Annotated in this window: 20 protein-coding genes; 4 read left to right on the forward strand and 16 right to left on the reverse strand. The window is 40.3% G+C overall.

The window, feature by feature from the left end; genetic code table 11:
* The 12 genes from VJ937_RS10595 to VJ937_RS10650 all read right to left on the reverse strand — a co-directional run.
* Window positions 1–445: hypothetical protein (locus tag VJ937_RS10595; RefSeq protein WP_324066883.1), on the reverse strand; the 445-nt coding region annotated here is incomplete at its 3' end.
* A 23-nt stretch (window positions 446–468) separates the two neighbouring features.
* The gene (locus VJ937_RS10600) at window positions 469–1,611 is read right to left on the reverse strand and encodes an acyl-CoA dehydrogenase family protein (protein WP_324066885.1); all 1,143 of its coding nucleotides are present in this window, start codon (window positions 1,609–1,611) and stop codon (window positions 469–471) included.
* Window positions 1,612–1,638: 27 nt separating this feature from the next.
* Window positions 1,639–2,889, reverse strand: coding sequence for a thiolase C-terminal domain-containing protein (locus tag VJ937_RS10605; RefSeq protein WP_324066887.1), 1,251 nt, complete (start codon window positions 2,887–2,889; stop codon window positions 1,639–1,641).
* A gap of 11 nt (window positions 2,890–2,900) precedes the next feature.
* Complete coding sequence (locus VJ937_RS10610) at window positions 2,901–4,238, reverse strand: 3-hydroxyacyl-CoA dehydrogenase family protein (RefSeq protein ID WP_324066889.1); 1,338 nt, start codon at window positions 4,236–4,238, stop codon at window positions 2,901–2,903.
* 17 nt (window positions 4,239–4,255) lie between these two features.
* Window positions 4,256–5,014: an enoyl-CoA hydratase/isomerase family protein gene (locus VJ937_RS10615; RefSeq protein ID WP_324066891.1), complete on the reverse strand. Its 759-nt coding sequence runs from the start codon at window positions 5,012–5,014 to the stop codon at window positions 4,256–4,258.
* Between the two features lie 194 nt (window positions 5,015–5,208).
* Window positions 5,209–6,360, reverse strand: a complete 1,152-nt coding sequence (locus VJ937_RS10620; protein WP_324066893.1) for a porin family protein — start codon at window positions 6,358–6,360, stop codon at window positions 5,209–5,211.
* A 44-nt stretch (window positions 6,361–6,404) separates the two neighbouring features.
* Complete coding sequence (locus VJ937_RS10625; protein WP_324066895.1) at window positions 6,405–6,905, reverse strand: cupin domain-containing protein; 501 nt, start codon at window positions 6,903–6,905, stop codon at window positions 6,405–6,407.
* 13 nt (window positions 6,906–6,918) lie between these two features.
* Complete coding sequence (locus VJ937_RS10630) at window positions 6,919–8,148, reverse strand: DEAD/DEAH box helicase (protein ID WP_324066897.1); 1,230 nt, start codon at window positions 8,146–8,148, stop codon at window positions 6,919–6,921.
* Window positions 8,149–8,241: 93 nt separating this feature from the next.
* Window positions 8,242–8,964, reverse strand: coding sequence for an RNA methyltransferase (locus tag VJ937_RS10635; protein WP_324066899.1), 723 nt, complete (start codon window positions 8,962–8,964; stop codon window positions 8,242–8,244).
* 73 nt (window positions 8,965–9,037) lie between these two features.
* Window positions 9,038–9,310 (reverse strand): HU family DNA-binding protein, encoded by a 273-nt coding sequence (locus VJ937_RS10640; protein WP_324066901.1) that lies wholly within the window; start codon window positions 9,308–9,310, stop codon window positions 9,038–9,040.
* Between the two features lie 183 nt (window positions 9,311–9,493).
* The gene (locus VJ937_RS10645) at window positions 9,494–10,810 is read right to left on the reverse strand and encodes a citrate (Si)-synthase (protein WP_324066903.1); all 1,317 of its coding nucleotides are present in this window, start codon (window positions 10,808–10,810) and stop codon (window positions 9,494–9,496) included.
* 10 nt (window positions 10,811–10,820) lie between these two features.
* Complete coding sequence (locus VJ937_RS10650; protein WP_324066906.1) at window positions 10,821–13,085, reverse strand: aconitate hydratase; 2,265 nt, start codon at window positions 13,083–13,085, stop codon at window positions 10,821–10,823.
* Between the two features lie 245 nt (window positions 13,086–13,330).
* Between VJ937_RS10650 and VJ937_RS10655 the strand changes: the two genes are divergently transcribed.
* Window positions 13,331–14,944: an ATP-binding protein gene (locus VJ937_RS10655; RefSeq protein WP_324066908.1), complete on the forward strand. Its 1,614-nt coding sequence runs from the start codon at window positions 13,331–13,333 to the stop codon at window positions 14,942–14,944.
* A gap of 52 nt (window positions 14,945–14,996) precedes the next feature.
* Here the strand turns inward: VJ937_RS10655 and VJ937_RS10660 are convergent, their stop codons facing one another.
* A complete protein-coding gene (locus VJ937_RS10660) occupies window positions 14,997–16,784 on the reverse strand; it encodes an aconitase/3-isopropylmalate dehydratase large subunit family protein (RefSeq protein WP_324066910.1) in 1,788 nt (595 codons plus the stop codon).
* Between the two features lie 16 nt (window positions 16,785–16,800).
* Window positions 16,801–18,609, reverse strand: a complete 1,809-nt coding sequence (locus tag VJ937_RS10665; protein WP_324066912.1) for an aconitase/3-isopropylmalate dehydratase large subunit family protein — start codon at window positions 18,607–18,609, stop codon at window positions 16,801–16,803.
* Between the two features lie 362 nt (window positions 18,610–18,971).
* Between VJ937_RS10665 and VJ937_RS10670 the strand changes: the two genes are divergently transcribed.
* Entirely contained in the window at window positions 18,972–19,865 is an 894-nt protein-coding gene (locus VJ937_RS10670) for an EamA family transporter (protein WP_324066914.1), read from the forward strand.
* 12 nt (window positions 19,866–19,877) lie between these two features.
* On the opposite strand, the gene VJ937_RS10675 is transcribed toward VJ937_RS10670, so the two are convergent.
* Both VJ937_RS10675 and fsa read right to left on the reverse strand, forming a co-directional pair.
* Window positions 19,878–20,498 (reverse strand): L-threonylcarbamoyladenylate synthase, encoded by a 621-nt coding sequence (locus tag VJ937_RS10675; protein ID WP_324066916.1) that lies wholly within the window; start codon window positions 20,496–20,498, stop codon window positions 19,878–19,880.
* 9 nt (window positions 20,499–20,507) lie between these two features.
* Complete coding sequence (gene fsa, locus VJ937_RS10680; protein WP_324066918.1) at window positions 20,508–21,164, reverse strand: fructose-6-phosphate aldolase; 657 nt, start codon at window positions 21,162–21,164, stop codon at window positions 20,508–20,510.
* Window positions 21,165–21,429: 265 nt separating this feature from the next.
* On the opposite strand from fsa, the gene rpsO reads away from it, so the two are divergent.
* The gene (rpsO, locus tag VJ937_RS10685) at window positions 21,430–21,699 is read left to right on the forward strand and encodes a 30S ribosomal protein S15 (protein WP_057954892.1); all 270 of its coding nucleotides are present in this window, start codon (window positions 21,430–21,432) and stop codon (window positions 21,697–21,699) included.
* A 60-nt stretch (window positions 21,700–21,759) separates the two neighbouring features.
* Window positions 21,760–23,874 (forward strand): polyribonucleotide nucleotidyltransferase, encoded by a 2,115-nt coding sequence (gene pnp / locus VJ937_RS10690; RefSeq protein WP_324066920.1) that lies wholly within the window; start codon window positions 21,760–21,762, stop codon window positions 23,872–23,874.
* The last annotated feature ends 86 nt before the right edge of the window (window positions 23,875–23,960 follow it).

Genomic DNA, 23,960 nt, shown 5'->3' on the forward strand with positions numbered 1-23,960 from the left:
AATCGAGGTGGCTGACAGCTGCAATAGATGGCAATCCGGCCATTTCTGCCAACATATTGCCTACAGCCATTCCATTGTAATCACTGGAGTCAATCCCTGCCATTACAATATCATAATTACCATTTTGCACAACAGGTAATAATTGCGATGCTGTTTGCCATGCGTCCATTGGTTCGATATCTACTCTTAAACCTTTATCGGCACCAATAGCCAGAGCTTTCCGTATTACTTGTTCGGTCCATTGTCCTCCAACTGTGGCAACAGTTATTTCTTTTACCTGATCAGGGTTTTGCTCTTTGAGCTCCAGGGCACGGGTTAGTGCCAACTCATCCCAGGGGTTAATGATCCATTTTACTTCACTTGTGTCAAAAGCTTTGTTGTCGTCTGTGAACCTTATTTTTGTTGTTGTTTCAGGTACACTGCTTATACATACAAGAATATTCATGATTTGGTGTTTTAGTTCATAATTTATGCATCTAAAATGGCTCTTGAAATCACCATTTTCTGTATTTCTGAGGTTCCTTCATAAATTTGTGTCAATTTGGCTGCACGCATTAAACGCTCTACGTGGTATTCCTTCACATAACCGTAACCTCCGTGTATTTGAACTGCCTCGGTGGTTACGAACATGGCAGTTTCGGCAGCGTAATATTTTGCCATAGCACCGGTCATACTGAAATTTTTGCCATTGGCTTTTTCCCATGCTGCTTTCCATACAAAGTTGCGTGCTGCCTCGATGCGTGTTTTCATTTCTGCCAATTTAAAAGCGATGGCCTGGTGTTTGGATATCTCTTTTCCAAAGGCCTTACGTTCTTTGCTGTACTGCAGGGCTCTTTCGTAAGCTCCTTCTGCAATACCCAGTGCTTGTGCAGCAATACTGATGCGTCCGCTATCAAGCATTTTCATGGCAAACTTAAACCCAAAACCATCTTCACCGATGCGTTTTTCTTTTGGTACTTTTACATCGGAGAACATGACAGAGTGGGTATCGCTACTGCGCATGCCCATCTTATCTTCGTGGGGGCCAAGCGTTATGCCCGGGGTATCTTTTTCTACAATAAAAGCATTAATTCCGTGGTGCCTTTTCCCGGGATGCGTTTGCGCTATAACGAGATAAATACCTCCACTATTGGCGTTAGTGATCCAGTTTTTGGTTCCGTTAATAAGATAATGGTCACCTTTATCAACAGCTGTTGTATGCTGGGAGGAGGCATCTGAACCCGCTTCGGGCTCTGAAAGAAGAAAAGCGCCAATTTTCTCACCACTGGTCATTTGTGGTAAATATTTTTGTTTTTGTGTTTCATTTCCGAAACGCTCTATTCCTGCCACAGCCAGCGAGTTGTGTACAGACAGTATAACTCCGATCGCGGAGTCTATTTTCGAAAATTCAGATATGGCAAGCACATACGATAAATAGTCGAGGCCTGTACCACCATATTTTTCATCTGAAATGATGCCGAAAAAACCGAGTTCTTTTAGATTCTTTACGTGTTCATTTGGATAGATGGCATTGGTATCGCGTTCAATGACATCTTTAATTAACTCGCGTTGTGCATAATCGCGGGCCGATTGGCGAATCATTTCCTGTTCTTCGGTAAGTTCAAAGTTCATAAAAGCGTAATTTATAGTGATGGATATTTAGGATGCAGCATTTTTGTATATGATTACCATGACGGTTTTATCGTCGCCGCCCATATTGACTGACATGCCATATGGGCGTTTCGGATCGATGTTTATTTGTGCATCGCCGGCATTACCTGTCAATTGCTCCCAAATTGTAACAGCCATATGTACACCGGTGGCTCCTGTTGGATGTCCCCAGCCAATTAATCCGCCAGTTGTATTGAACGGAATCTTTCCATCTCTGGCTGTATGTCCGTCAAGCACGAAATCGGTGCCTTTACCGTGAGGAGCCAGCCCAATAGCTTCTATTCCAATAATGGCTGCTGAGGTGAAACAATCGTGGATTTCTACGGTTCCCAAATCATTTTTAGTGATACCTGCCATTTTCATTGCTTTTTTTACAGCGTTTTGCATGGTATTCAGTTTTGTAAGCTCCCCGGGTTTTTGGGTAAGGTCTTCTACCGCATGGCCATACCCAACTATTTGTACAGCCTGGTTAAGTGAAATATTGTGTTTTTTCAGGCCTTCTTCAGACATAATGGCAATGGCAGAAGCGCCATCTGATACTTTTGATGAATCAAACACTGTGAGATGGTCTGTAAAAGCCCTGGGATTAGGTTCTGTATTAAGGGCAAGTGATTCCGGATCGGTGTGCGTATTGTGATATTCCTGTGCAGTTTCACATAATCTTGCGTTTTCAATGGCGTTTTTATACCAGCGCGCATAGGCTTTCCTGGTTTTCTCGCGCCCAAATTTTTTAAAATATGCCCCGGCACGATCGCTGAACTGCCCCGGAAAGAAGTGGGCGTGACCGTCTTTACGCTCCTGAAACCAACCAGCACCGGCTAAAATATCGGCTCCGTAGACGGCTTTTACAGAATTTTGAACTTCAACACCAAGCGACAACACAGTGTCGGCTGTTTCTGCCAAAATCGATTTAATTCCGGTCATTAACGACATACCGCCAGAGGCACAGGCAGCTTCCACACTTAGCCCGGGCTTGTACTGCAGGGCGGGTGAGATCATGGGAGCAAAGGCTCCAAGATGGCCTTGTTTGTTATAGCGTGGTGCCATAAAATTTCCCACCACCGACTCATCGATTTTTTCCGCGCCACCAAGTTTTTTTATTGTGCCTTCCCCGGCCTCTTTCAGGTAATGTTCAATACCTGGTCTGGGCTTTTTAGGGTGAAACTCTTTACGGCCTGGTCCCAGCGATACTGTGTTGTGACCGGCTGTCATATATATTTTTTTGCGAAGTGTAGTCATAACAATTGATTTTAGTTCATGAAATCGTTTGCAGGTCCATATGCATGGAAAAATCCTGTCATCAACACGGTGTTTACATCTTCTTCGTTTGCTGCCACGCCATCCTTAACTAGTTGTAGTGCAGCGTTTTTTGATTTTTGAAGGTACTCCATGGCTAATTCTGATCCTTTGCTGCTATCATTTTTCAGCGTATTGAACCAGTTTCTGAGTTGATCTTCTTTGTCGGTTGCCTTAAGCAGAGATTTCCATTTTACCGCACCCTCCGGTTTCTCTCCCAGGTAAGTATCTACCTTTGAGCTGAGCGTATTTAGATTTGCATATTGCATAGTTTCAGGATTTATTACGGCAACGGGACGCCCTTTTTCGTACCTGAAAAATCCGTCTTTTTGACTACCATCACTGTTTTGTCCACCTTTAATACCTGACTCCACTAATTTGTCAAGCAAATCGCTTTGCAAATTATCATCAATTCCCCGGTCATGCATCACTTTCATGATGTACTGCACCACATCAATCCCTACATAATCGGCCAGTTGGAAAATGCCCATAGGCCGCACTAAATAATCACGGGTAATTGTGTCCACTGTCGCAATGGCTTGTGGTAAGGGTATTTTCAGGTTAAGCTTTATGGCCAGATCGATGCCATTTATTGTATCTCTCATGTAATGGCCGTTGCCTATAAACCCGGCAACATCGGCTGAAGGGACAATTATTTTTTTTAGGTTTTTCACGTATTGTGTTGCAAACTCAGCTAATTCCGGTAATGTTTGTTCAGATTTGATGAGTTCTACAAGTTTTTGCACTGCAGGGGGGTTATAAAAATGTACGCCCATTAACCGTCCGTTAAGATTTGCATTTGTATCAATTTCATGTATTGGGATTGAGGAAGTGTTGGTGAAAAACCACGGATTGTTGTTATTATTGCTGCTAATTTGCCTGAAAATTTTATTTTTCAGATCGGGGTTTTCACTTACAGCCTCAAGTATAAGGTTGGAGTCGTATGCTGCTTCAATTCTTGTTGTTGGTTTGATGATATCTACTACATCTTCAACATATTTTTGAATAAAGTCTGCGTTTTCGTGTAATTGTTTTTGATCAGCATACATTTTTCGAATCTGTACAATTTTTTTTTCGGCAAACTTTTGCGCTTGCGCCCTGACATATTTTAGAAGTCCGTCAAGTGCATTATGTGACACATCAATGGCATTGAGCACAAACTGCTGATTTTTATTTTCATGCTGCAATTTTTGGTGTAATAGCTCCTGTGCTGTGAGTAATAATATTCCGCTTCCCATTTTGCCGGCAGCACCCAAAACAGATACGTTTTTTAATTTTTCGGTGTAATGCATAAATTTATGTTTTGTGTTTACCAATTGGGGTCTCTTTTTTCGAGGAATGCTTTCATGCCTTCTGTACCTTCATTACCAAAGAGCGAAGCAAATACTTCTGATTCTAGCCTGTTGGCCTCGTTGAAAGGAATAAAACGACCCTGGCGTGCAACTTTTTTCACATGTTCGATGGCTTTAGGACCTTTTGATGCAATGGTTTCAGCTACTTTTGTAACTTCATCCATAAGTTCCCCGGGTTTTGTTACATTTTGCACAAGGCCCATTGTGTAGGCTTTCTGAGCGGTAATCATTTCGCCGGTAAGCAGCATGTATAATGCATTACCCAATGATGTATAACGGGAAAGACGTTGTGTTCCCGAAAAACCAGGAATCAGTCCAAGGTTTACCTCAGGTTGTCCGAACTTGGCTTTTTCGCTTGCTATGCGAATATCGCAAGCCATGGCCAGTTCCATACCACCACCAAGTGCGAAGCCGTTTACAGCAGCAATTACCGGAATTCTTAGGTCTTTAATTTTATTGAAAATATCCTGGCCGCGCTGCGAAAACTGTCGGGCGGCGTCGGTTTTCATTTCTACCATTTCTGAAATATCAGCACCTGCTACAAAAGCTTTACCTACACCTGTTACGATGAGGGTTCTGATGTTTGGAAGGTGATCAAGGAAATGGTCAAGTTCGTCGAAAATTTTTGAATTCAGGGCATTCATGGCATCAGGACGATTTATAGTAAGTATGCCTATCGTCTGCTTTTGCTCAAAATTAAGAATTGTGTAGTCCATAGATTTTTATCTTTTTGAGGGGTGTTCGTCAACAAACATTTTTGGCTATTTGCTATTATAACCATCAGCCTATCAAAAAGTTTAAATTATGGACATATGCCCAGTTTTAAATAAGATATAGCCGCATATTACCCTGTAGTGACGGCTATAGTGTTATTACGGAGTTCTGGAAAGATGCTTAAAAAATAATGAGTCTAAATAAAAATCCCAAGATTTATTGCGATTAAATGTTGGATAAAAGTCTCTTTGTTATTTATGCTTTGCATAGTATACCGAAGGCTTGTAATTCCTTTATATTTTTCCGTAATATCAAACTCAGCACCAAGACCTGCAGAAATTCCGAACGAAATATTATCGACTAATTCTTTATCAATTGACTGAGTTGCTCCATTATAGAAGTTGTATTGTAACGAAGATTTGTCGCTAATTGTGAAACCCAGTACAGGACCGGCATTTACAAATAGGAGATTCTTATCGTATGGAATGGAGTATTTGTACATTACAGGAAGTTGTAAAGTTGTGGTTTTGAGCTTCAGTACAAGGTCTGCTTGCACCATACTTACATAGTTATAATTTGCAATTACACTTTCGCTGAATTCATGGTTGTATCTGTTAATTATTGCTTCAATATGAAAAGAATGTCGGGTAAAATTTATTGGTATGTCGATAAATGCACCAAATGCCAGATTAGTGGTAAACTGGTATGATAAATCAGCGAGTGGATTGCTTGTATGAGTTGATAATTTCATATTTTCGGTCAAAGTGTTTTTATGTAATCCTAACCACACTAATAACCCTGTTTTAAAAGTGGGAATATAACGTGGTTCACATATATTGTAGTAGCGAATGGCGGTAGCCATAGGGTTTCTTTTATATTTAATACGTTTGAAAAGTTTGTCGGTCATTTCAGGGCAATCGCCTGTAAGCTTTTTTATAGTTTCTTTATACGATATGCCATTTTTGTTTTTAGGCAGTGGTGCCAGTTTCTTATTATGGTTGCTGTAGTAGTATAGCTGATCGTTATCGGTTACATAACGATAGAGAACTATTTTGCCTGTAGTTAGCCTTTCAAGGAAAACTCTTTTTTTCTCGTTTTTGTATTCAATTTTTTTAGCAACAAATACTCTCCCTTTGACACCATACTCATCTACTTCCTGAGGGGTGTATTTTTTTACTGAATTGTCATACTGAATGTGACAATATCTGGCATTTTCAGCAGGACTATATAGCGTTACATTAAAACCTACGTTTGAAACGGAATCTTTTGTGAAATAAGCTTCTTCTTTTTGGCTGAAAGCATTGAGGGTAATTAGGAAAGTTGCGGCTAGAAAAGAATAGAATTTCATTTTTTCAACAAATATAACAAAGATAACCAGAATAGTAAAGTTATTTAAGTTCTGGTAAGCGCTTTTATTATTTGCTGATGATCGGGAAATTCTTTGATTAGTTGTGCTGCAGGAGACATATCCAGATCGGCAAAGTCGAATCCCGGTGTGGCCAGACATCCTACAAGCGCAAAACTTTGGATTGTCTGGGCGGCAAACAATGTATTTGCCGGAATCTCAACCTGTGGGTATTCATTTTGTTCAATGCCGGGTCCCAGTGTAATTTTTTTGTATGTGTTGTCAGGGTATATGCAATGCAGTACAGGTCCTTTGCCATAATGGAAGTACCAAACTTCATCCTGCCTTAGCCTGTGAAATGCTGAGAAATTGCCGGCTGGTAGAAAAAAAAGAATTGATGTTGACAGGTTGCGTCTTCCTCCAAACGATTCGGGTAAGTTTTTACCTGCAACAAAGATTGGTGCCCGGTATGTTTCCCGGAAAAAACCGCCTTCAGGGTGTGGCTTTAGGCTCAGGTTTTCAATAATTTGTTGCTCTTCTGCATTCATTTTATTTAAATAGTTACTTTTTTCTTCTTTTTTGGTTTTGATAGCCGGGTTTGCGTCCCGATGGCCGTTTTTTCCGAAATTTTTTATCGGGTTTGGGACTCCATTGCGGGCCATCGCCCAATTCTTTTGGGAGTGGAATCCTGATTAATTCACGTTCAATTAGTTGCTCAATGCGGTGAAATTTATACATATCCTGTTCATTGATCAGCGTGAGGGCAACCCCTGTTGATTTGGCTCTGGCCGTACGTCCAACGCGGTGTACATAATCTTCGGCATCGCCTGGTACATCATAATTTACAACCAGGTGGATATCTTTAATATCAATACCCCGGCTCAACACATCAGTGGCAACCAGAATGCGCGTTTTTTTAGATTTAAATCTAAGCAACACATTTTCTCTTTCGTTTTGTTCCAGATCTGAAGAAATTCCTTCTGTACTGGGCTCTTTCTTTTTAAGCTGGTTCACTATAGTGTTTACATTCTTTTTTGTGGAAGTGAAAACCAGAATACTTTCATATTCGGGGTTATCTGCAATTAAACTAATTAGCAGAGGTAATTTTTGCTTGTCGTATACAAGATAAGTACCCTGCAGCACTCCTTCTGCCGGTTTAGATATTTCTGTATTAACTTCAAGTGGTTTGTGCAGTATTTTATTTGCCAATTGTCTTACTTTGCCAGGCATAGTGGCACTAAACATCAAGCTTTGCCTTTTTTTAGGAAGGTGAGATATGATTTTAATGATATCGTCGAAAAAGCCAATATCCAACATTCTATCGGCTTCATCAAGGATGAGGTTTTTTACCTGACTGAAATTTACGTAGCCCAGTTTTAGGTGGGCAAGCAAGCGGCCGGGTGTTGCTACTACAATTCCTGAGCCTTTTGTAAGTGCCTTTTTCTCAAGGTCCCAATCTGTACCATTGCCTCCTCCGTATATTGCGATGGTATCAACATCGGCAAAGTAACCAATTCCCTGAATTTCCTGATCTATTTGTACTGCCAGTTCCCGCGTTGGAACGAGTATAAGTGTATGTACTCCTTCTGATTCTAATGCAATGGTTTGATTTATTACAGGTAAAATAAATGCAGCTGTTTTGCCTGTTCCAGTTTGGGCGCAGGCTATTAGGTCTTTGCCTTCCAAAATTGGCGGAATGGCTAATTGTTGTATTGGCGAAGCTTCTTCAAAGCCCATGTAGGAAATGGCTTCAAGTAACTGTTCGTTCAACTGGAATGCTTCAAATTTCATTAAGTTCTGTTTTAGCTAAATTGAAGGCAAAAGTAATGAGAATGAGCGAATTTTACACTTTTTAACCTCTAATTCGTAGTTTATTGTTTGATATCAACTTGTCAGATTATTCTTTTTATTTTGTTGCAGGCGCTCTATTATAAGTTCTGGCCTTTTTATCGAAGCTTTGATCCATTTAAACAAGGTCTCTTCGTATTCCTGTTCATTCAATTGCCATGGAATAGAAGATTTGTTAAGTTTTTGCCGTAGCTCATTCAATATTATCGCTACTGACACCGATATATTGAAGCTTTCTGTAAAACCATACATCGGAATTTTCAGGTATTCATCGGCAAGGTCAATGGCCTGGTTGCTTAATCCGCGCATTTCAGTACCAAAAAGTAATGCTACAGGGCCTTTTTCGAGATCAAAGTCTGGTAATAAGGTGTCATTTTGATGGGGCGTGGTAGCCACAACCCGGTAATTTTGCTTCTTTAATGTTAAGATGGCATTTGGTAGGGCGTTTTTATCTTTGTAGTGATTTATATTAAGCCACTTTGATGAGCCCATTGCCACTTCAGGGTTTGGAATAAATTCGTTTTGTTGTTCTACCACATGTACTGTTTGAATTCCGAAGCAATCACATGAGCGCAATACTGCACTGGCATTATGCGATTGATATATGTCTTCTATGGCAACAGTTATATAGTTTGTACGGTTTTGTAAGATTTGTTCAAACAGATTAAACCGTTCTTCTGAGATAAATTCTTTGAGTTGTTCTATTAGTTGTTTCACTACTTCTATGCTTAGATGAAATATCCATAATTTTGGTCTCAAAATTAAGCATTTGGGGCAAAAAAAAAAGAGTCCAAGATTAAAGGGACCCTTTTTCTAAACTTTTAGCAGTATGCTAGCTTACTTCGTCAGCTAAATCGTTACCTGCTTTAAATTTCACAACTTTTTTAGCTGGGATGTTAATTTCTTGGCCTGTTCTTGGATTGCGACCTGTTCTTGCGCTTCTTTCTGCTACTGAGAAAGAACCGAATCCTACTAATTGAATGCGATCACCTGATTTCAGTGAGTCGGTAACTGATTCAACAAAAGCTTCTAGCGCTTTTTTACTGTCATTTTTTGAAAGACCTGATTTAGATGCCATAGCATCTATTAATTGTGCTTTGTTCATAAACCTAAAATTTTTACGTTTAACCAAATTTTATGTACCAGTTCATTGCAAATATAGGCCATTTCTCGTCTTTTGCAAATTTTAACTGGTTTTTTTTGTCTAATTTATAAAAACAGAATACTATATATTGCCTTAATAATCAATAGTTAATCCTTTGTTTGCGATTAGTTGCCTGAAAGACAACTACTTATCATTTTTTTTGATTCCAGCTATCTCTTCCAACATTTCTGTGGTAAGGGATTTGGGCCTTTCAAGTGGATAGCCAAGAGCTCTGTCCCAAATTAAATTGGCTGTAATACCTATAGCTCTTCCTATTCCAAATAGTACTGTGTAAAAGTCATACTCGGTAATGCCATAGTGCCATTGTATTATTCCGCTTTGTGCGTCGACGTTAGGCCATGGGTTTTTGGCTTTACCTTGTTCTTTGAGAATTGGAGGAACAACTTTATAGAGCATGTCTACATATTTGAATAGCGGGTCATCTTTCAGATGTTTAAGGCTAAATTCTCTTTGCAATGCATAACGTGGATCTGTTTTGCGCAATACTGCGTGACCATACCCTGGTATAACCTGACCTGAATTTAATGTATCCCACACAAATTGTTTCATTTCTTCCTCATTAGGAATTTTTCCTCCCATGCGGTCCATTAATTGTTGTAACCAGCGCAGAACTTCCTGGTTGGCTAACCCGTGAAGCGGACCAGCAAGACCATTGACCATTGATGAGATGGAAAGATAGACATCACTTAGTGAGCTTCCTACAAGGTGTCCGGTGTGCGCGCTTACATTACCACTTTCATGGTCGCTGTGAATTATAAAATGCATGCGCGAAACATCGTCGTAAGGCTTTTCTTTACCCATCATGTGTGCGAAGTTTGCTCCAAAGTCAAGATCGGGATTACTGTGTATTCGCTTACCATCGCGGTAAAGCTTAGCATAAATATATGCACCAATTTCGGGTAGCTTAGCCAGAAGGTTTAATGCATCTTCATACGTAGACTCCCAGTAGTCTTTTTTATTGACCCCTGCATGATACTTTTTAACGAAAAATGACTCACGACCCATCGTCAGTATAGCGGTAGAGAAAATTGACATTGGATGGCTGCAGCAGGGAAATGAATCAATAACTTCATATACATAACGAGGCAATATCCGACGTTTGGAAAATTCGTCGAGCACATGCTCCAGCTCCTTTTCATTAGGCATTTCACCTGTTACCAGCAAATAAAAGACACCTTCTACATATGGCATTTCGCTTCCGGGTGGTTTGGGGAGTTTTTTGAAAACTTCCTGAAGGGTATACCCCCTGTATCGAATACCTTCGTTCGGATCGAGGTATGAGATATCTGTAGCCAGACATTTCAGGCCGCGCATTCCGCCAAGAATTTTACCAATGGTAACCTTATCCACTTCTACGTCTCCATACTCTTTTATAAGGCGCTCAGTTCTTGGTCGCCATGCTTCTATCTTTTCGGCTAGTGTTTCTTTGAACGTTTTCATAGAATATATTTTATTTATTTTGTTTTCTAATTAAATTTAAGGCAGATCCTGCATGGAACCACTCTATTTGTACCGGACTGTAAGTATGTTTGGCCATAATTCTTTCAGTAGCCCCGTCTTTATGATTAATTTCTACAGTCACATCCTTGCCTGGTGCCAGTTTATCTATATCAAGTACATTTATAGTGTCGTCTTCTTTTATTTTGTCATAATCAGCAGGGTTGGCAAAGGTTAAAGCAAGTATACCTTGTTTTTTAAGGTTTGTTTCGTGTATGCGTGCAAAAGACCTTACTATAACCACCCTGACACCCATATGCCTGGGTTCCATTGCGGCATGTTCACGTGAAGAACCTTCGCCATAGTTTTCATCTCCAATAATGAACGACTGTACACCGGCTTCTTTATATGCTCGTGCTACACCTGGTGTTTTATCATATTCACCATTGACCTGGTTTTTGGTATAATTGGCTTTGTCATGAAATTCATTGACTGCACCCTGCAATAAATTATCAGAAATATTATCAAGGTGGCCGCGGAAACGCAACCAGGGACCGGCCATGGAGATGTGGTCAGTTGTACACTTACCTTTGGCTTTAACCAAAAGCTTTAAATCTTTTATATCTTTTTCATTATTAGCCGGGAAAGGCTCAAGTAATTGAAGTCTGTTTGAATCTTCTTTTACCACAATTTCGACGTCACTACTGTCTTTCGCCGGAGGAATGAAGCCCATCTCTTTTAGATCGAAGCCCTGTTGCGGGAACTCTTCACCTGTTGGAGGATCGAGATATACTTCTTCACCATCTTCATTAATGAGTGGGTCCTTCATTGGATTGAATGTAAGTGTGCCACCTATTGTTAGTGCTGTAACCAATTCGGGTGAAGACACAAATCCGTGTGTGTTTGGATTACCATCATTTCTCTTGGCAAAGTTGCGATTAAAAGAGGTCAGAATTGTGTTTTTACGTTCAGGGTCATCGGTATGTCTTTTCCATTGTCCAATACATGGCCCGCATGCATTAGCCAATACAACTCCGCCAATATCTTCAAAATATTTGAGTACCCCGTCTCTTTCGGTTGTATATCGAATCATTTCTGACCCGGGGGTTACCATAAATTCAGTTTTTACTTTGAGTTTTTTCTCTTTTGCTTGTTTTGCGATGGATGCTGCTCGTGTTAAATCTTCATAGGATGAGTTGGTACAAGAGCCTATTAATCCAACTTCAATATCTAACGGATAATCGTTCTTTTGGGCGTTGTCGCCTAGCTTGCTTATAGGGTGAGCAAGGTCTGGTGTAAATGGCCCATTTACAAGCGGCTCTATTTCCGAGAGGTTTATTTCAATGACTTTGTCGAAGTATTGATTCGGGTTGTCGTAAACTTCTTTATCACCTGTAAGGTTGGCTTTCATTTGATTGGCTAATTCGGCTACATCCTCCCTGCCAGTATTTTGCAAGTAGTCGCTCATTCTGTTGTCATAACCAAACAGAGAAGTGGTGGCACCAATTTCTGCGCCCATATTACAAATTGTGCCCTTACCTGTACAGCTTATAGAATTTGCTCCTTCGCCAAAATACTCCAGTATAAAGCCTGTTCCTCCTTTTGCGGTAAGAATTTCGGCCACTTTTAGAATTACATCTTTTGAAGATGCCCAGCCGCTGAGTTTACCAGTAAGTTTAACCCCAATGAGTTTAGGCATTTTTAATTCCCAGGGCATGTCGGCCATAACATCAACGGCGTCGGCTCCGCCTACGCCAATAGCCACCATTCCCAGTCCGCCGGCGTTTACTGTGTGCGAATCAGTTCCAATCATCATGCCGCCAGGGAATGCATAATTTTCGAGCACAACCTGGTGAATAATTCCAGCACCGGGCTCCCAAAAACCAATTCCATATTTTTTTGAAACAGACTTTAAAAATTCAAAAACTTCACTGTTTTGGTTCCATGCTGTTGATAAGTCTTTTTCAGCACCAACCTGCGCTTGAATAAGGTGATCGCAATGCACCGTTGAAGGAACGGCTACTTTATTGCGGCCTGCATTCATAAACTGCAATAGCGCCATTTGCGCTGTTGCATCCTGCATTGCAACCCTGTCAGGGGCAAAGTTTACATAATCCTCCCCACGCTTGAACTCTTTTATTTGTTGGTCTTTGTGCAGGTGCGAATAGAGAATTTTTTCCGTAAGGGTTAGTGGTCGGTTTAATGTGTTTCTGGCGTCTTTTAGTTTGTCTTCGAATGACGCGTATACGTTTTTTATTAAGTCTAAATCAAACAGCATAGAAGTATATTTTATTTTGGTTGTTTAACAAAATTAGATCTTCATTTGTTGGCAGCGTTCTTATTATTAAGAAACATTCTATTTAAAATGCTGCACATAAAAATATTTACATAGGTGAATATAATTCATATTACTGATATTTCCAAACCGTAATTATACCTGCTCTGAAAAACCATTTGAGTAAAAAAGCCCGTTTTTTTCCTGATTTATTCGTAAATTGTCTGTAGAAATAAACCAGGTATTTTATGACTAAACCAATATTGCTAATCATTTGGGTTCTTTTTTTATTAGCTGGTTGTAATAAAGTAACTACCTCTTATGAGCCTACACCAGAAGAAAAAGAATGGATTGCAAAGCATGAGTTTACAATAGGCGTTTATCCCTTATATCCTCCATATGCTTTTGTAGAGGAGAAGCAATCGATAACGGGCTTATTTAATGAATTGCAGCAGATTATTGACGATGCTACGGGGTTCAGATACAAGCAGGTTTTTTATCCAAACTGGGCCGATTATCTGAAAGCGGCTGAAGCTGGTAATATAGATGTTATTCATCCGATTATTCCTACTACAGACCGGAGGACTTATTTAAGTTTTACAAGTCCGGTAGTTATGGACCCACATGTAATGGTCGTGCGCAAAGACACTAAAAAGCCACAAAGCCTTGCTGATTTAAAACAGCATCCTGAATTAAGAATAGCTGCAGTAAAAGATTACTTTATCACTGATTATTTGCTCAATACTTTTGATCAACATAAAATAGTGTATTATGCAGATGATAGAAAATGCATAAAAGCTCTGAATAGAGGAGAAGCAGATGTATTTATGTCTCAAAAATATACTGTTCGGTATTTCCTGAAGAATAATGATAACCTTGTAACTATTACCGATATTCCTGCAAATACGATTTTATCTATCGGGGTTCAGAAAGATAAAGCTATGCTTTACCAAATTTATTCAAAAGCGATTAATGGAATATCAGAAGATGATTTGGCTAAATTGGTAAACAAATGGTCATACCAGCGGTACCTTCCTTTTTACAGGCAATATAGCTTTTGGTTATATACAGGGCTCATGGCAGCAGGTCTGGCATTATTACTTCTTTTCTGGAACAAAACACTTTCACGTGAGGTGAAAAGCAGAACAGAACAATTGCTCGAGGCTAAATTAAAGGCAGAGGAAAGCGACAGGCTTAAGACCGCTTTTGTATCCAATATTTCGCATGAAGTGCGTACACCGCTGAATGCTATAAACGGTTATTCCGAATTGTTGGCTCTTGAATTTTCTGACCCGAAAATACAAGAATACAGTAACGATATTTTGGCCAATAGTCACAGGTTAACAAGCGTAATTGAGAGTATGATAATATTTTCGCAGCTTGAGAGTGGGGAGGTTACGATCAGCAATCAAAAGGTTGATTTGAATGAACTTATGGACACAGTGGTTATGCAATTCAGAGAGATGGTTCCGGATAAATTGAGCAAGATTGATTTTAAAACAGAATATGCATCAGAAGCTTATTCGCTGCAAACAGACCTGTTTTATTTTCGGAAAATGTTGAGTCTCTTAATTGATAACTCATTTAAGTTTACCGAAGCAGGTGAGGTTGTTATAGGTTATAAATTAATTAATAATGTGCTACAGGTGTTTGTGAGAGATACCGGATCGGGAATTGATCCTGTGCAGTTGCCCAGAATTTTTGATAAGTTTCATAAGTTTTCAATCCATAATGATCGTTTCTACAGCGGTACAGGGGTCGGTCTTACTATTGTCATGGGCCTGGCCGATTTGTTGGGTTTTGCAATCGATGTTGAATCTACACCGGGTAGCGGCACAACATTTTACCTGGAGAAGATTTAAGAAAAGAGGCTTCAATATATTGAAACGAAAGAAGCCTCTATTGTTTTTTACACTATGCCTGGTTTTTTATCCAGTTTACCAGTCCTTTCTTTTTAATAATTTCCATTAGTTTTTCAGGTAATGGCGGGATATCAAAAGTATTATCTCCAACTGTAACTTTTCCATCCGCAAGGTTGGCCTCTATTTGATCACCGGGGCTGTATTGTTCAACGATATCTTTGTTTACAATAAGCAATAGCCCCTGGTTGATACACGACCTGTAAAAAATTCTGTTTACAGATTTTACAATCACGGCCTTTACGCCTGCATGAGCCAGTCCGACTGCAGGGTGCTCTCTGGAACTACCACAACCAAAGTTTTCTCCGGCTACAATAATATCTCCTTCCTGTACATTTTTGGCGAAATTTTCATCGAAACCAGCAAAGAGGTGCTCCATAATAGCCTCAGGGTCAGAGCTCATAATGTTGTAGGTGAGGTTTCCGGCAAACATCTGGTCTGTATTCAGGTTGTCTGCATCGGCATAGTTCCACACACCGTTGATGTGCCTGTTATCGCCGGGTTGTATTTCAATGGTATTGCCTTCAGCTTTTGGATAGGGGAATTTTTCGTTTCCGGGCTTGTCACGTGGATCAGTTATTTCTCCATTTAAGGCACTTAGTGCTACAGCAGCAGGGGAAGCAAGATAAATTTCTGCGTTTTTGTTACCCATGCGACCTTTGAAATTTCTATTGGCAGTTGATATCACGGTGTAATCGTCGGCTGGTATGCCCTGGCCTGTACCCAGACAAGGTCCGCAGCTTGCTCCAAGCACGTTGGCACCTGCTTCAATAAAGTCGCTGATCAGACCTTCTTTTATGGCCTGCAGATATATTTTTTTCGAGGCCGGGGCTATGAGTAATTGCACATCTGCGGGAACTTTTTTGCCACGTAATATGTTTGCTGCAATTCTCAGGTCCTCAATGCGGCCGTTTGTGCAGGTTCCTATCAGTGCCTGCTGTATGGATTTTCCTTTGACTTCAGCAATGGTTTTTACATTATCTACATTATGCGGTGCAGCCGTGAGCGGATAGAGCCCGGAAAGGTCAATATTTATTTCGCGTGTATAATTGGCTCCTTCATCGGCCCAAAAACCATTGGCTATTTTCTGACCCATCCATTTTTCCAGCACTTCGTCCGGGGGGAATACAGCATTCTTGCCACCCATTTCTGAAGCCAGATTCGCAATGGTCATACGTTCTGATATGTCAAGGGTTTTTACGCCCTCTCCATGATACTCTATGCTCATATAGTTGGCTCCGGCAGAACCGATCATGCCAATGATATACAGCGAAAGGTCTTTGGCATAAACGCCTTCGGGTAATTTCCCTGAGAGGTTTATTTTGATTGTTTCAGGTACCCTGAACCATGTTTCTCCGCGTCGCCAAATACCTGCAGCTTCTGTTCTGTCTATTCCTGCTGCCAGGGCATTAAATGCTCCTGCTGTACAGGTGTGGCTGTCGCTCCCAACGATAATCATTCCGGGCCTGGCATGGTCGGCCATGATTTGATGGCATATACCATCACCTACATCATGAAATTTATTTACCGATTGTTCCGATGCAAAGTCCCGGATGGTTTGATATTGCGTAGCCAGTTTTGCATTGGTGGGAGGAGCATTATGGTCCAATACCATTAAGAGTTGGTCGGGATTGGCCACCTTTTGTCCACCCATTTTTTCAAAAGTGCCTTTTATACTGGCGCTATTGTCGTGTGTCAGTACCAGGTCGGGCTTTTTAAAAACGATGCTGCCAACTGGTGCGCCCAGGATTTTTTCTACAAAAGTTTGTTTATTGTTGCTCATAACTTATTGGTTTTCATTAAAACAATCCGCCTCTTTGATATATTTCCATTTGTACTTCGCTAAAAGGTTTAATCTGGGTTTGTTTATTTTTTGTGAGGTTCTCCATCAGCCCTGTTTCGAAGTTTACTTTCACCCTGTCACCGGTTGAAAGGTCCAGTTTTGAAATATCATCATAAGCAAGAATGGGCATTGCAGCATTAATGGCGTTTCGCTCATAAATAGCACCAAATGATTCTGCAATTATGGCTTGTATACCAAGTACTTTAAAGCAGTCTACAGCTTGCTGTCGCGAACTACCGCTACCAAAGTTTTTACCTGTAACCACAATATCACCGGGTTCTGATTGTGAGGCAAATTTTTCGTAGCCTTCAAGGTTGTCGAAGGCGTATTGACCCATTTCCTGGGGATCTGTAATAGATAAATACCGGTTATGGAAAATCATGTCAGTATCGATATTGTCTCTTTCAATAAACCAGACCCGGCCTTCAACCACAGTTTTTTTCTCATTTACGGCCTTGTCTTTTTCTGTTTTGCTTTTTGGTTCTGGTGCGTAATTGGTGTCGAAAAGTAAGGGTTCGTCTGGTATATTTTCAGGTGTGGTAATGTAACCAGCCACTGCTGATGCCGTTACTACAGCCGGAGAAGCCAGGTAAACTTCTCCTTTTCCCTGTTTTCCCGGGAAGTTTCTGTTACCAGTGCTAATAGTAATTTCTCCGGGGCCATTTTGCCCTACCTGTCCGGCAGCGCATCCTGCACAACCGGCATTTGAGATTAATGCTCCTGCATTTTTAAAGATTTGTAGCAGGCCATCTTCTAATGCTTGTTCCCAAACTTCATTGGTCGAAGGCACGATTTTAAATACAACACCCGGTGCAACCTGTCGTCCTTTGAGGATGGCTGCAGCAGTTCTCAGGTCTTCGATACGTCCGTTGGTGCAACTACCAAGGAAGGCAGAGTCTATTTTTATTTTGTCTAATTTATCGATATTTTGCGTATCATGGGGTGCTCCGGGCAATGATACTTTTGGAGTGAATTTGCTTATATCCAGGGTGATTTCCTGGTCATACCCGGCATCATCGTCTGCAAAAACGGGCTCTATCTTATGTCCTGCACGCTCTTCACTGTATTTTAAGATTTGCTCTGTAGGCGGAAATATTAGTGTGATTGCGCCCATTTCGGTTCCCATTGAGGCTATTGTAATGCGCTCATCGAGGGTAAGCTCGTCAATTGCTTCTCCATAAAACTCCACGGAGTATCCAAGTAGGGTATTTGCCCCAAATTTTTCAAGCAGGTTAAGTACGATATCCTTTGCAGTGACTTTCTCCGGACGTTTACCTGTAAAATTAAGTTTAATTGATTTTGGAGTTTTAAACCAAATCATACCATTTGCCCAGGCTGCAGCTATATCTTTATCGCCCATGCCCTGACCGAAGGCTCCTACAGCACCCAGTATATTAGCATGCGAGTCTGTTGTAATGGCTGTGCGTCCTGAATATACCAGACCTTCGTGAATCATGGTATGGGTTCCGATTCCATTATCAATATCATAAACTTTTATGCCATATTCGCGGGCAAATTGTCTGCAAATTTGCTGGTTAACGGCATATTTTTGGTCCGATCCGGTGGGGTTGGTATCAAAAGTAAAGAAGGTTTTATCCGGATCTACAATCGTAAGGTTGTTGTCTCTGATGTTTTTTACAACATTGGCACCACCAAAGTCTCTGGCAGCTCTTACATCAATTTCAATATCTACAATGTCTCCGGGTTTTACATCATATTTGGCAGAATGCGAAGCCAGTATTTTTTCAATTATTGTTTTTCCCATGATAAGTTTGGTTTTGTTTTGTTTCAAACAAATATAATATTTTAGCCTTGGAAAAGGTAATTCTTTTAATATTTTGGTTGAGGCTATGATTATTATGACATTTTAAACCTGATGCTTTTGCAATAGGGAGTTCACAGAGCATGATCTGTGAAATTAAAATGTGGTATTGATTAAAAAAAAACGATTTTTTTTTGAATCTAATCAGAGATATTACGGAACAAATGAAACTTTTTGTATGTTTCATTGTTTGAGTATAGCATCCAAAAAAATTTATAGGTGTTGAATAGTTATTGGGATGCTGCGAGGAATGGTTAGTCACCATTCCTCTTTTTTTTAGTTCTTATACAACAAAAAAAATAACTTTGCATGCACATTTTGAGCTTATGTGGTTTTATTTTGCTTTAAGTTCAGCTTTGTTATCTGCAACAGCGGCTATTTTTGAAAAGCGGGTGCTTTTTGAAACAGGAGCACTGTCGTTCTCATTTTTACTTGCTTTATTTAATGCCGTTTTTTCTTTGCCTTTTTTGTTCTTTATTGACTTGTCTGCCGTTACGTTGACCACATATTTGTATGTGGCGTTAAAATCTTTATTAGGGAGTATATCCTTCTTGCTGGTTATGTCGGGTATTAAACGTCTTGAATTGAGCAGTGCCCTGCCACTTTTGGTGCTGACACCGGGATTGGTGGCTGTGTTTGCCTGGATATTTTTGGGCGATATATTAACCGGAGCCGAAATATTTGGTATGATTTTGCTATTAGCCGGCACCTATATGTTGCAAACTGGTGGTTTTAGCAATTTGCTTAAGCCGTTGCGTATTACATTTATTAAAAAAGGGTACTGGTATATTGTTGGAGCGCTGGCAGTTTTTACATTGACATCACTGCTCGATAAATGGTTGCTTAGTTCTTATAAGTTAAGTCCTGAGGTTTTTCTGCCTCTACAGCATTTTTTTATGGCTCTGTTTTTTACGGTTTTTGCCGCTACAGGTAAAGTATTAAGGCAAGCATTACATTCCGATTTAAAAAAAGTGTGGCGATTGGTTCTGTTAGTGGCAGTTGTAACCATTTTATATCGTTATGCACACATATGGGCTGTAAAAACAGGTGCTGTGGCTTTGGCCCTTTCGGTAAAGCGCACGTCAGTTTTTTTTGCAGCACTTATTGGTGGGTATATCTTTAAAGAGGAGCGGTTAATGTTTAAGGCTATAGCGATCTCAATAATGGTATTCGGAGCTATTATGGTTATATTGGATTAGTGGCTTAATAACTTATAATTTGAGTTCTCCAATTCCTTCACGAATTATTTCTACATCGCCTGATGAGCAATCAACTACAGTTGAGGGTTTTATATGACCCAATCCGCCATCAACAACCATATCGACCTGTTTTTCGTATTGCTCATAAATTAATTCCGGGTCGGTTGTATATTCGAGTATCTCATCATCGTCTTTTACAGATGTAACGATTACAGCCCGCCCGAGTTCACCTACTATTTGTCGGGTAATATTATTATCGGGAATCCGTATCCCTACTGTCTTTTTGTTTTTTTTGAAGATTTTTGGGATATTGTTGTTAGCTTCGAGTATAAAGGTGAATGGTCCCGGGAGATTCTTTTTTAATAATTTAAAAATTTGATTATTGATTGGTTTACAATAATCTGAAAGTTGACTAAGGTTTTCGCATATAATTGAGAATTCAGCTTCTTTTAGCTTCAGCCCCTTAAGCCGGGCCATTTTCTCTAATGCGCGCTCATTTTGAATATCACATGCCAGGCTATACACTGAGTCAGTAGGCAATATTACTATCGCCCCTTCTTCAAGTATTTCGGCCACATTTCTTACAAGGCCCTGATCAGTTGCCTCCTGGTAGAGTTTAATATAGTCTGACATGTGCTAAAATTATCCGTTAAGTTTTTTGTAATCGGCAAGGAATTTTTCTAACCCGGCATCTGTCAATGGGTGTTTTAACAGGCCAAGAATTGCATTCAGCGGACATGTAGCGACATCAGCACCGGCTTCAACACATTGTATAATGTGCATGGTGTGCCTGATAGATGCTGCCAGCACTTCGGTTTCAAATCCATAATAGTTGTACATGTCGGCTATTTGCCTGATTAGCTCTACTCCATCGGTAGAAATATCGTCAAGACGGCCAATGAAAGGTGATACGTAGGTTGCACCAGCTTTTGCAGCAAGTAATGCCTGGCCGGGTGAAAACACCAATGTGCAGTTTGTGCGTATTCCTTTGTCAGCGAAATATTTAATGGCTTTTATTCCATCCTTGATCATCGGAACCTTAACTACGATTTGCTCGTGAAGTGCAGCTAAAGCTTCTCCTTCTTTAACAATGCCATCAAAATCAGTAGCAATTACTTCAGCGCTAACATCGCCGTCAACAATGTCACAAATGGTTTTATAATGGTTCTTGATATTGTCTTCGCCTTTGATGCCCTCTTTGGCCATTAAGGAAGGGTTAGTTGTTACACCGTCCAGCACACCAAGGTCCTGGGCTTCGCGAATTTGATCAAGATTTGCAGTGTCAATAAAAAATTTCATGTTATAACGTTTTTGTGTTGAAAAATTAATAGAAAGCTAATGTTTTCAGGCAAAAATATAATTTAATTAGAAATAAAAGACAATACTTATGCCAAAATAATAGTGCATAAAGAATGGAGCGCTTATGTGTGCTTATTTTTATAAGTATCAAAGCAATACTTAAAAGCACATTTTTGGATTTTTATATGGTTTATGATTGATTTTGTAAAAATTATTCTATCTTTGCGGTCTGTAAAATATGAAATTAAATAAGGTTAAGAGCGATATGAATTTGACAGTAGAAAAGAAAAGAGAGCTTTTCAAAAAGTTCGGTAAGGATGAGAACGACTCTGGCGCTACAGAAGCACAAATTGCGCTTTTTACAGAACGTATTAGTCATCTTACGCAACACTTGAAAACAAACCGTAAGGATTTTGGTACGCAGCGTGCGCTACTTGCTATGGTAGGGAAGCGTCGTAGTTTGCTTGATTACCTTAAGAAGAAAGATATTGAAAAATATCGTTCCTTAATTAAAGAACTCAAGATTCGCAAGTAATAAAAAAGGCAATGGAAATTGCCTTTTTTTGTATATAATTACCAAATTAACATTTTTTATATGAACATTATTCAAAAAACAATTCCCCTGGCAGACGGAAGAGAAATTACGCTCGAAACAGGGAAGTTGGCCAAGCAAGCTGATGGATCAGTTGTTTTGCGCTTAGGTGATACTATGTTGCTCGCAGCAGTTGTTTCAGCTCAAGAGGCCAAAGAAGATGTGGATTTTATGCCACTCTCAGTAGAGTACAAAGAAAAATTTGCAGCAGCAGGTCGTTTCCCAGGCGGATTTTTACGTCGTGAAGGACGTCCGGGAGATAATGAAATACTTATTGCCCGTCTCGTAGACCGGGCGCTGAGACCACTGTTCCCTGCTGATTATCATGCTGATACTTTTGTCACAATTGAGTTAATCAGTGCTGAAGCGGGAGTAATGCCCGATGCGTTGGCCGGATTGGCAGCATCAGCAGCATTAGCCGTTTCAGATGTACCGTTTCACGGACCCATTTCAGAGTGCCGCGTAGCACGCATTGATGGTCAGTTTAAGGTTAATCCTACTTCTGAAGAGGTGGAAAACGCCGATATTGACCTTCTTGTTGGCGCAACCATAGATAATATCCTGATGGTTGAAGGTGAAATGGATGAGGTCAGTGAAGAAGAGATGATTGAAGCAATTGGTTTTGCTCACGAAGAAATTAAGAAGCAATGTCAGGTTCAAATTGAAATGGCTGAAGAATTAGGTACCACTGAAAAACGCACCTATTCGCACGAAGAAAATGACGAAGACCTGGAGAAAAAAGTCTGGGACGAAACTTATGATAAAGTGTATGCTGTTACACAAAAGGCAATGGCCGATAAGCAGGAGCGTTCGGAGGCTTTTGCTGCAGTGAAAGATGAATTTCTTGAGCAGTTTACAGAAGAAGATGAAGTTAATGAGTCACTTGTAGGCCGCTATTTTCACGATGTAGAGAAAAAAGCTGTACGTAATCTCATTCTTGACGAAAAAATTCGCCTCGATGGCCGTAAAACAGATGAAATACGACCCATTTGGAGTGAGGTAGATTATTTACCAACAGCTCACGGATCAGCCATATTTACAAGGGGTGAAACTCAGTCTTTAACCACAGTTACGCTGGGAACCAAACTCGACGATAAAATAATTGATGAGGTGATGCGTCAGGGAAAAGATAAATTCTTGTTGCATTACAACTTCCCACCATATTCAACAGGTGACGCACGTCCGGCAAGAGGTGTTAGTCGTCGTGAAGTAGGTCACGGAAACCTTGCTCACAGAGCATTGAAACGTATGTTACCCAACGAAGACTTTCCGTATGCTGTGCGCGTAGTATCTGACATTTTAGAATCAAATGGTTCATCATCGATGGCTACCGTATGTGCCGGAACTTTGGCACTGATGGATGCCGGAATTCAGATTCGTAAGCCTGTGTCAGGTATTGCCATGGGACTAATTACAGATTCAGATGACCGTTGGGCTGTACTTAGCGATATACTGGGTGATGAGGATCATCTTGGCGACATGGACTTTAAAGTTGCAGGTACGCGTGATGGTATTCTGGCCACTCAAATGGATATTAAAGTCGACGGACTGTCATTTGATGTGCTTAAAAAAGCGCTTGAACAAGCCAAAGCAGGTCGTCTGCATATACTTGATCGTATGGCAGAAACCATTGAAGAGCCGCGCAAAGCACTTAAACCACATGCACCGCATATTGAGCAAATGGTTATCCCAACCGAATCTATTGGTGCATTAATTGGCCCCGGAGGAAAAATTGTTCAGGAAATACAAAAGCAAACCAACACCACCATCGTTATCGAAGAACGCGACGATAGCGGGTATGTTGAAGTGGTTGCTTCCGACCTTGAGGCCATCAACAATGCTATTGAAAGCATAAAAGAGGCTATCGGTATTCTTGAAGTTGGTGCTACTTACAAAGGAAAAGTGAAATCCATTCAAACGTATGGTGCTTTTGTAGAGATTACGCCGAATAAAGATGGGTTGCTTCATATTTCTGAAATCGACTGGAATCGCATCCGTAAAGTAGAGGATGTACTCGAAGTTGGTCAGGAAATCGAAGTAAAACTGTTGAATATTGACGATAATGGTAAGTTAAAGCTTTCGCGTAAAGCATTACTTCCAAAACCGAATAAAAGCTAAAAACTTATATAGTTTATAAAGTGGCCGTCCATTAAATTTTGGACGGCCTTTTTTTGTTACTTACAGTGCATTCTTTTATTTTTGGG

The sequence above is a fragment of the Salinivirga sp. genome (assembly GCF_035268865.1).
Lineage (GTDB): Bacteria > Bacteroidota > Bacteroidia > Bacteroidales > Salinivirgaceae > Salinivirga.

Excerpts from the sequence above, each read along its gene's own strand:
- VJ937_RS10605 (WP_324066887.1), bottom strand. The coding sequence starts at position 2,889 with ATGACTACACTTCGCAAAAAAATATATATGACAGCCGGTCACAACACA.
- VJ937_RS10675 (WP_324066916.1), bottom strand. The coding sequence starts at position 20,498 with ATGTCAGACTATATTAAACTCTACCAGGAGGCAACTGATCAGGGCCTT.
- pnp (WP_324066920.1), top strand. The coding sequence starts at position 21,760 with ATGAACATTATTCAAAAAACAATTCCCCTGGCAGACGGAAGAGAAATT.
- VJ937_RS10645 (WP_324066903.1), bottom strand. The coding sequence starts at position 10,810 with ATGAAAACGTTCAAAGAAACACTAGCCGAAAAGATAGAAGCATGGCGA.
- VJ937_RS10655 (WP_324066908.1), top strand. The coding sequence starts at position 13,331 with ATGACTAAACCAATATTGCTAATCATTTGGGTTCTTTTTTTATTAGCT.
- fsa (WP_324066918.1), bottom strand. The coding sequence starts at position 21,164 with ATGAAATTTTTTATTGACACTGCAAATCTTGATCAAATTCGCGAAGCC.
- VJ937_RS10665 (WP_324066912.1), bottom strand. The coding sequence starts at position 18,609 with ATGGGAAAAACAATAATTGAAAAAATACTGGCTTCGCATTCTGCCAAA.
- VJ937_RS10620 (WP_324066893.1), bottom strand. The coding sequence starts at position 6,360 with ATGAAATTCTATTCTTTTCTAGCCGCAACTTTCCTAATTACCCTCAAT.
- rpsO (WP_057954892.1), top strand. The coding sequence starts at position 21,430 with ATGAATTTGACAGTAGAAAAGAAAAGAGAGCTTTTCAAAAAGTTCGGT.
- VJ937_RS10660 (WP_324066910.1), bottom strand. The coding sequence starts at position 16,784 with ATGAGCAACAATAAACAAACTTTTGTAGAAAAAATCCTGGGCGCACCA.
- VJ937_RS10600 (WP_324066885.1), bottom strand. The coding sequence starts at position 1,611 with ATGAACTTTGAACTTACCGAAGAACAGGAAATGATTCGCCAATCGGCC.
- VJ937_RS10615 (WP_324066891.1), bottom strand. The coding sequence starts at position 5,014 with ATGGACTACACAATTCTTAATTTTGAGCAAAAGCAGACGATAGGCATA.
- VJ937_RS10610 (WP_324066889.1), bottom strand. The coding sequence starts at position 4,238 with ATGCATTACACCGAAAAATTAAAAAACGTATCTGTTTTGGGTGCTGCC.
- VJ937_RS10630 (WP_324066897.1), bottom strand. The coding sequence starts at position 8,148 with ATGAAATTTGAAGCATTCCAGTTGAACGAACAGTTACTTGAAGCCATT.
- VJ937_RS10640 (WP_324066901.1), bottom strand. The coding sequence starts at position 9,310 with ATGAACAAAGCACAATTAATAGATGCTATGGCATCTAAATCAGGTCTT.
- VJ937_RS10625 (WP_324066895.1), bottom strand. The coding sequence starts at position 6,905 with ATGAATGCAGAAGAGCAACAAATTATTGAAAACCTGAGCCTAAAGCCA.
- VJ937_RS10650 (WP_324066906.1), bottom strand. The coding sequence starts at position 13,085 with ATGCTGTTTGATTTAGACTTAATAAAAAACGTATACGCGTCATTCGAA.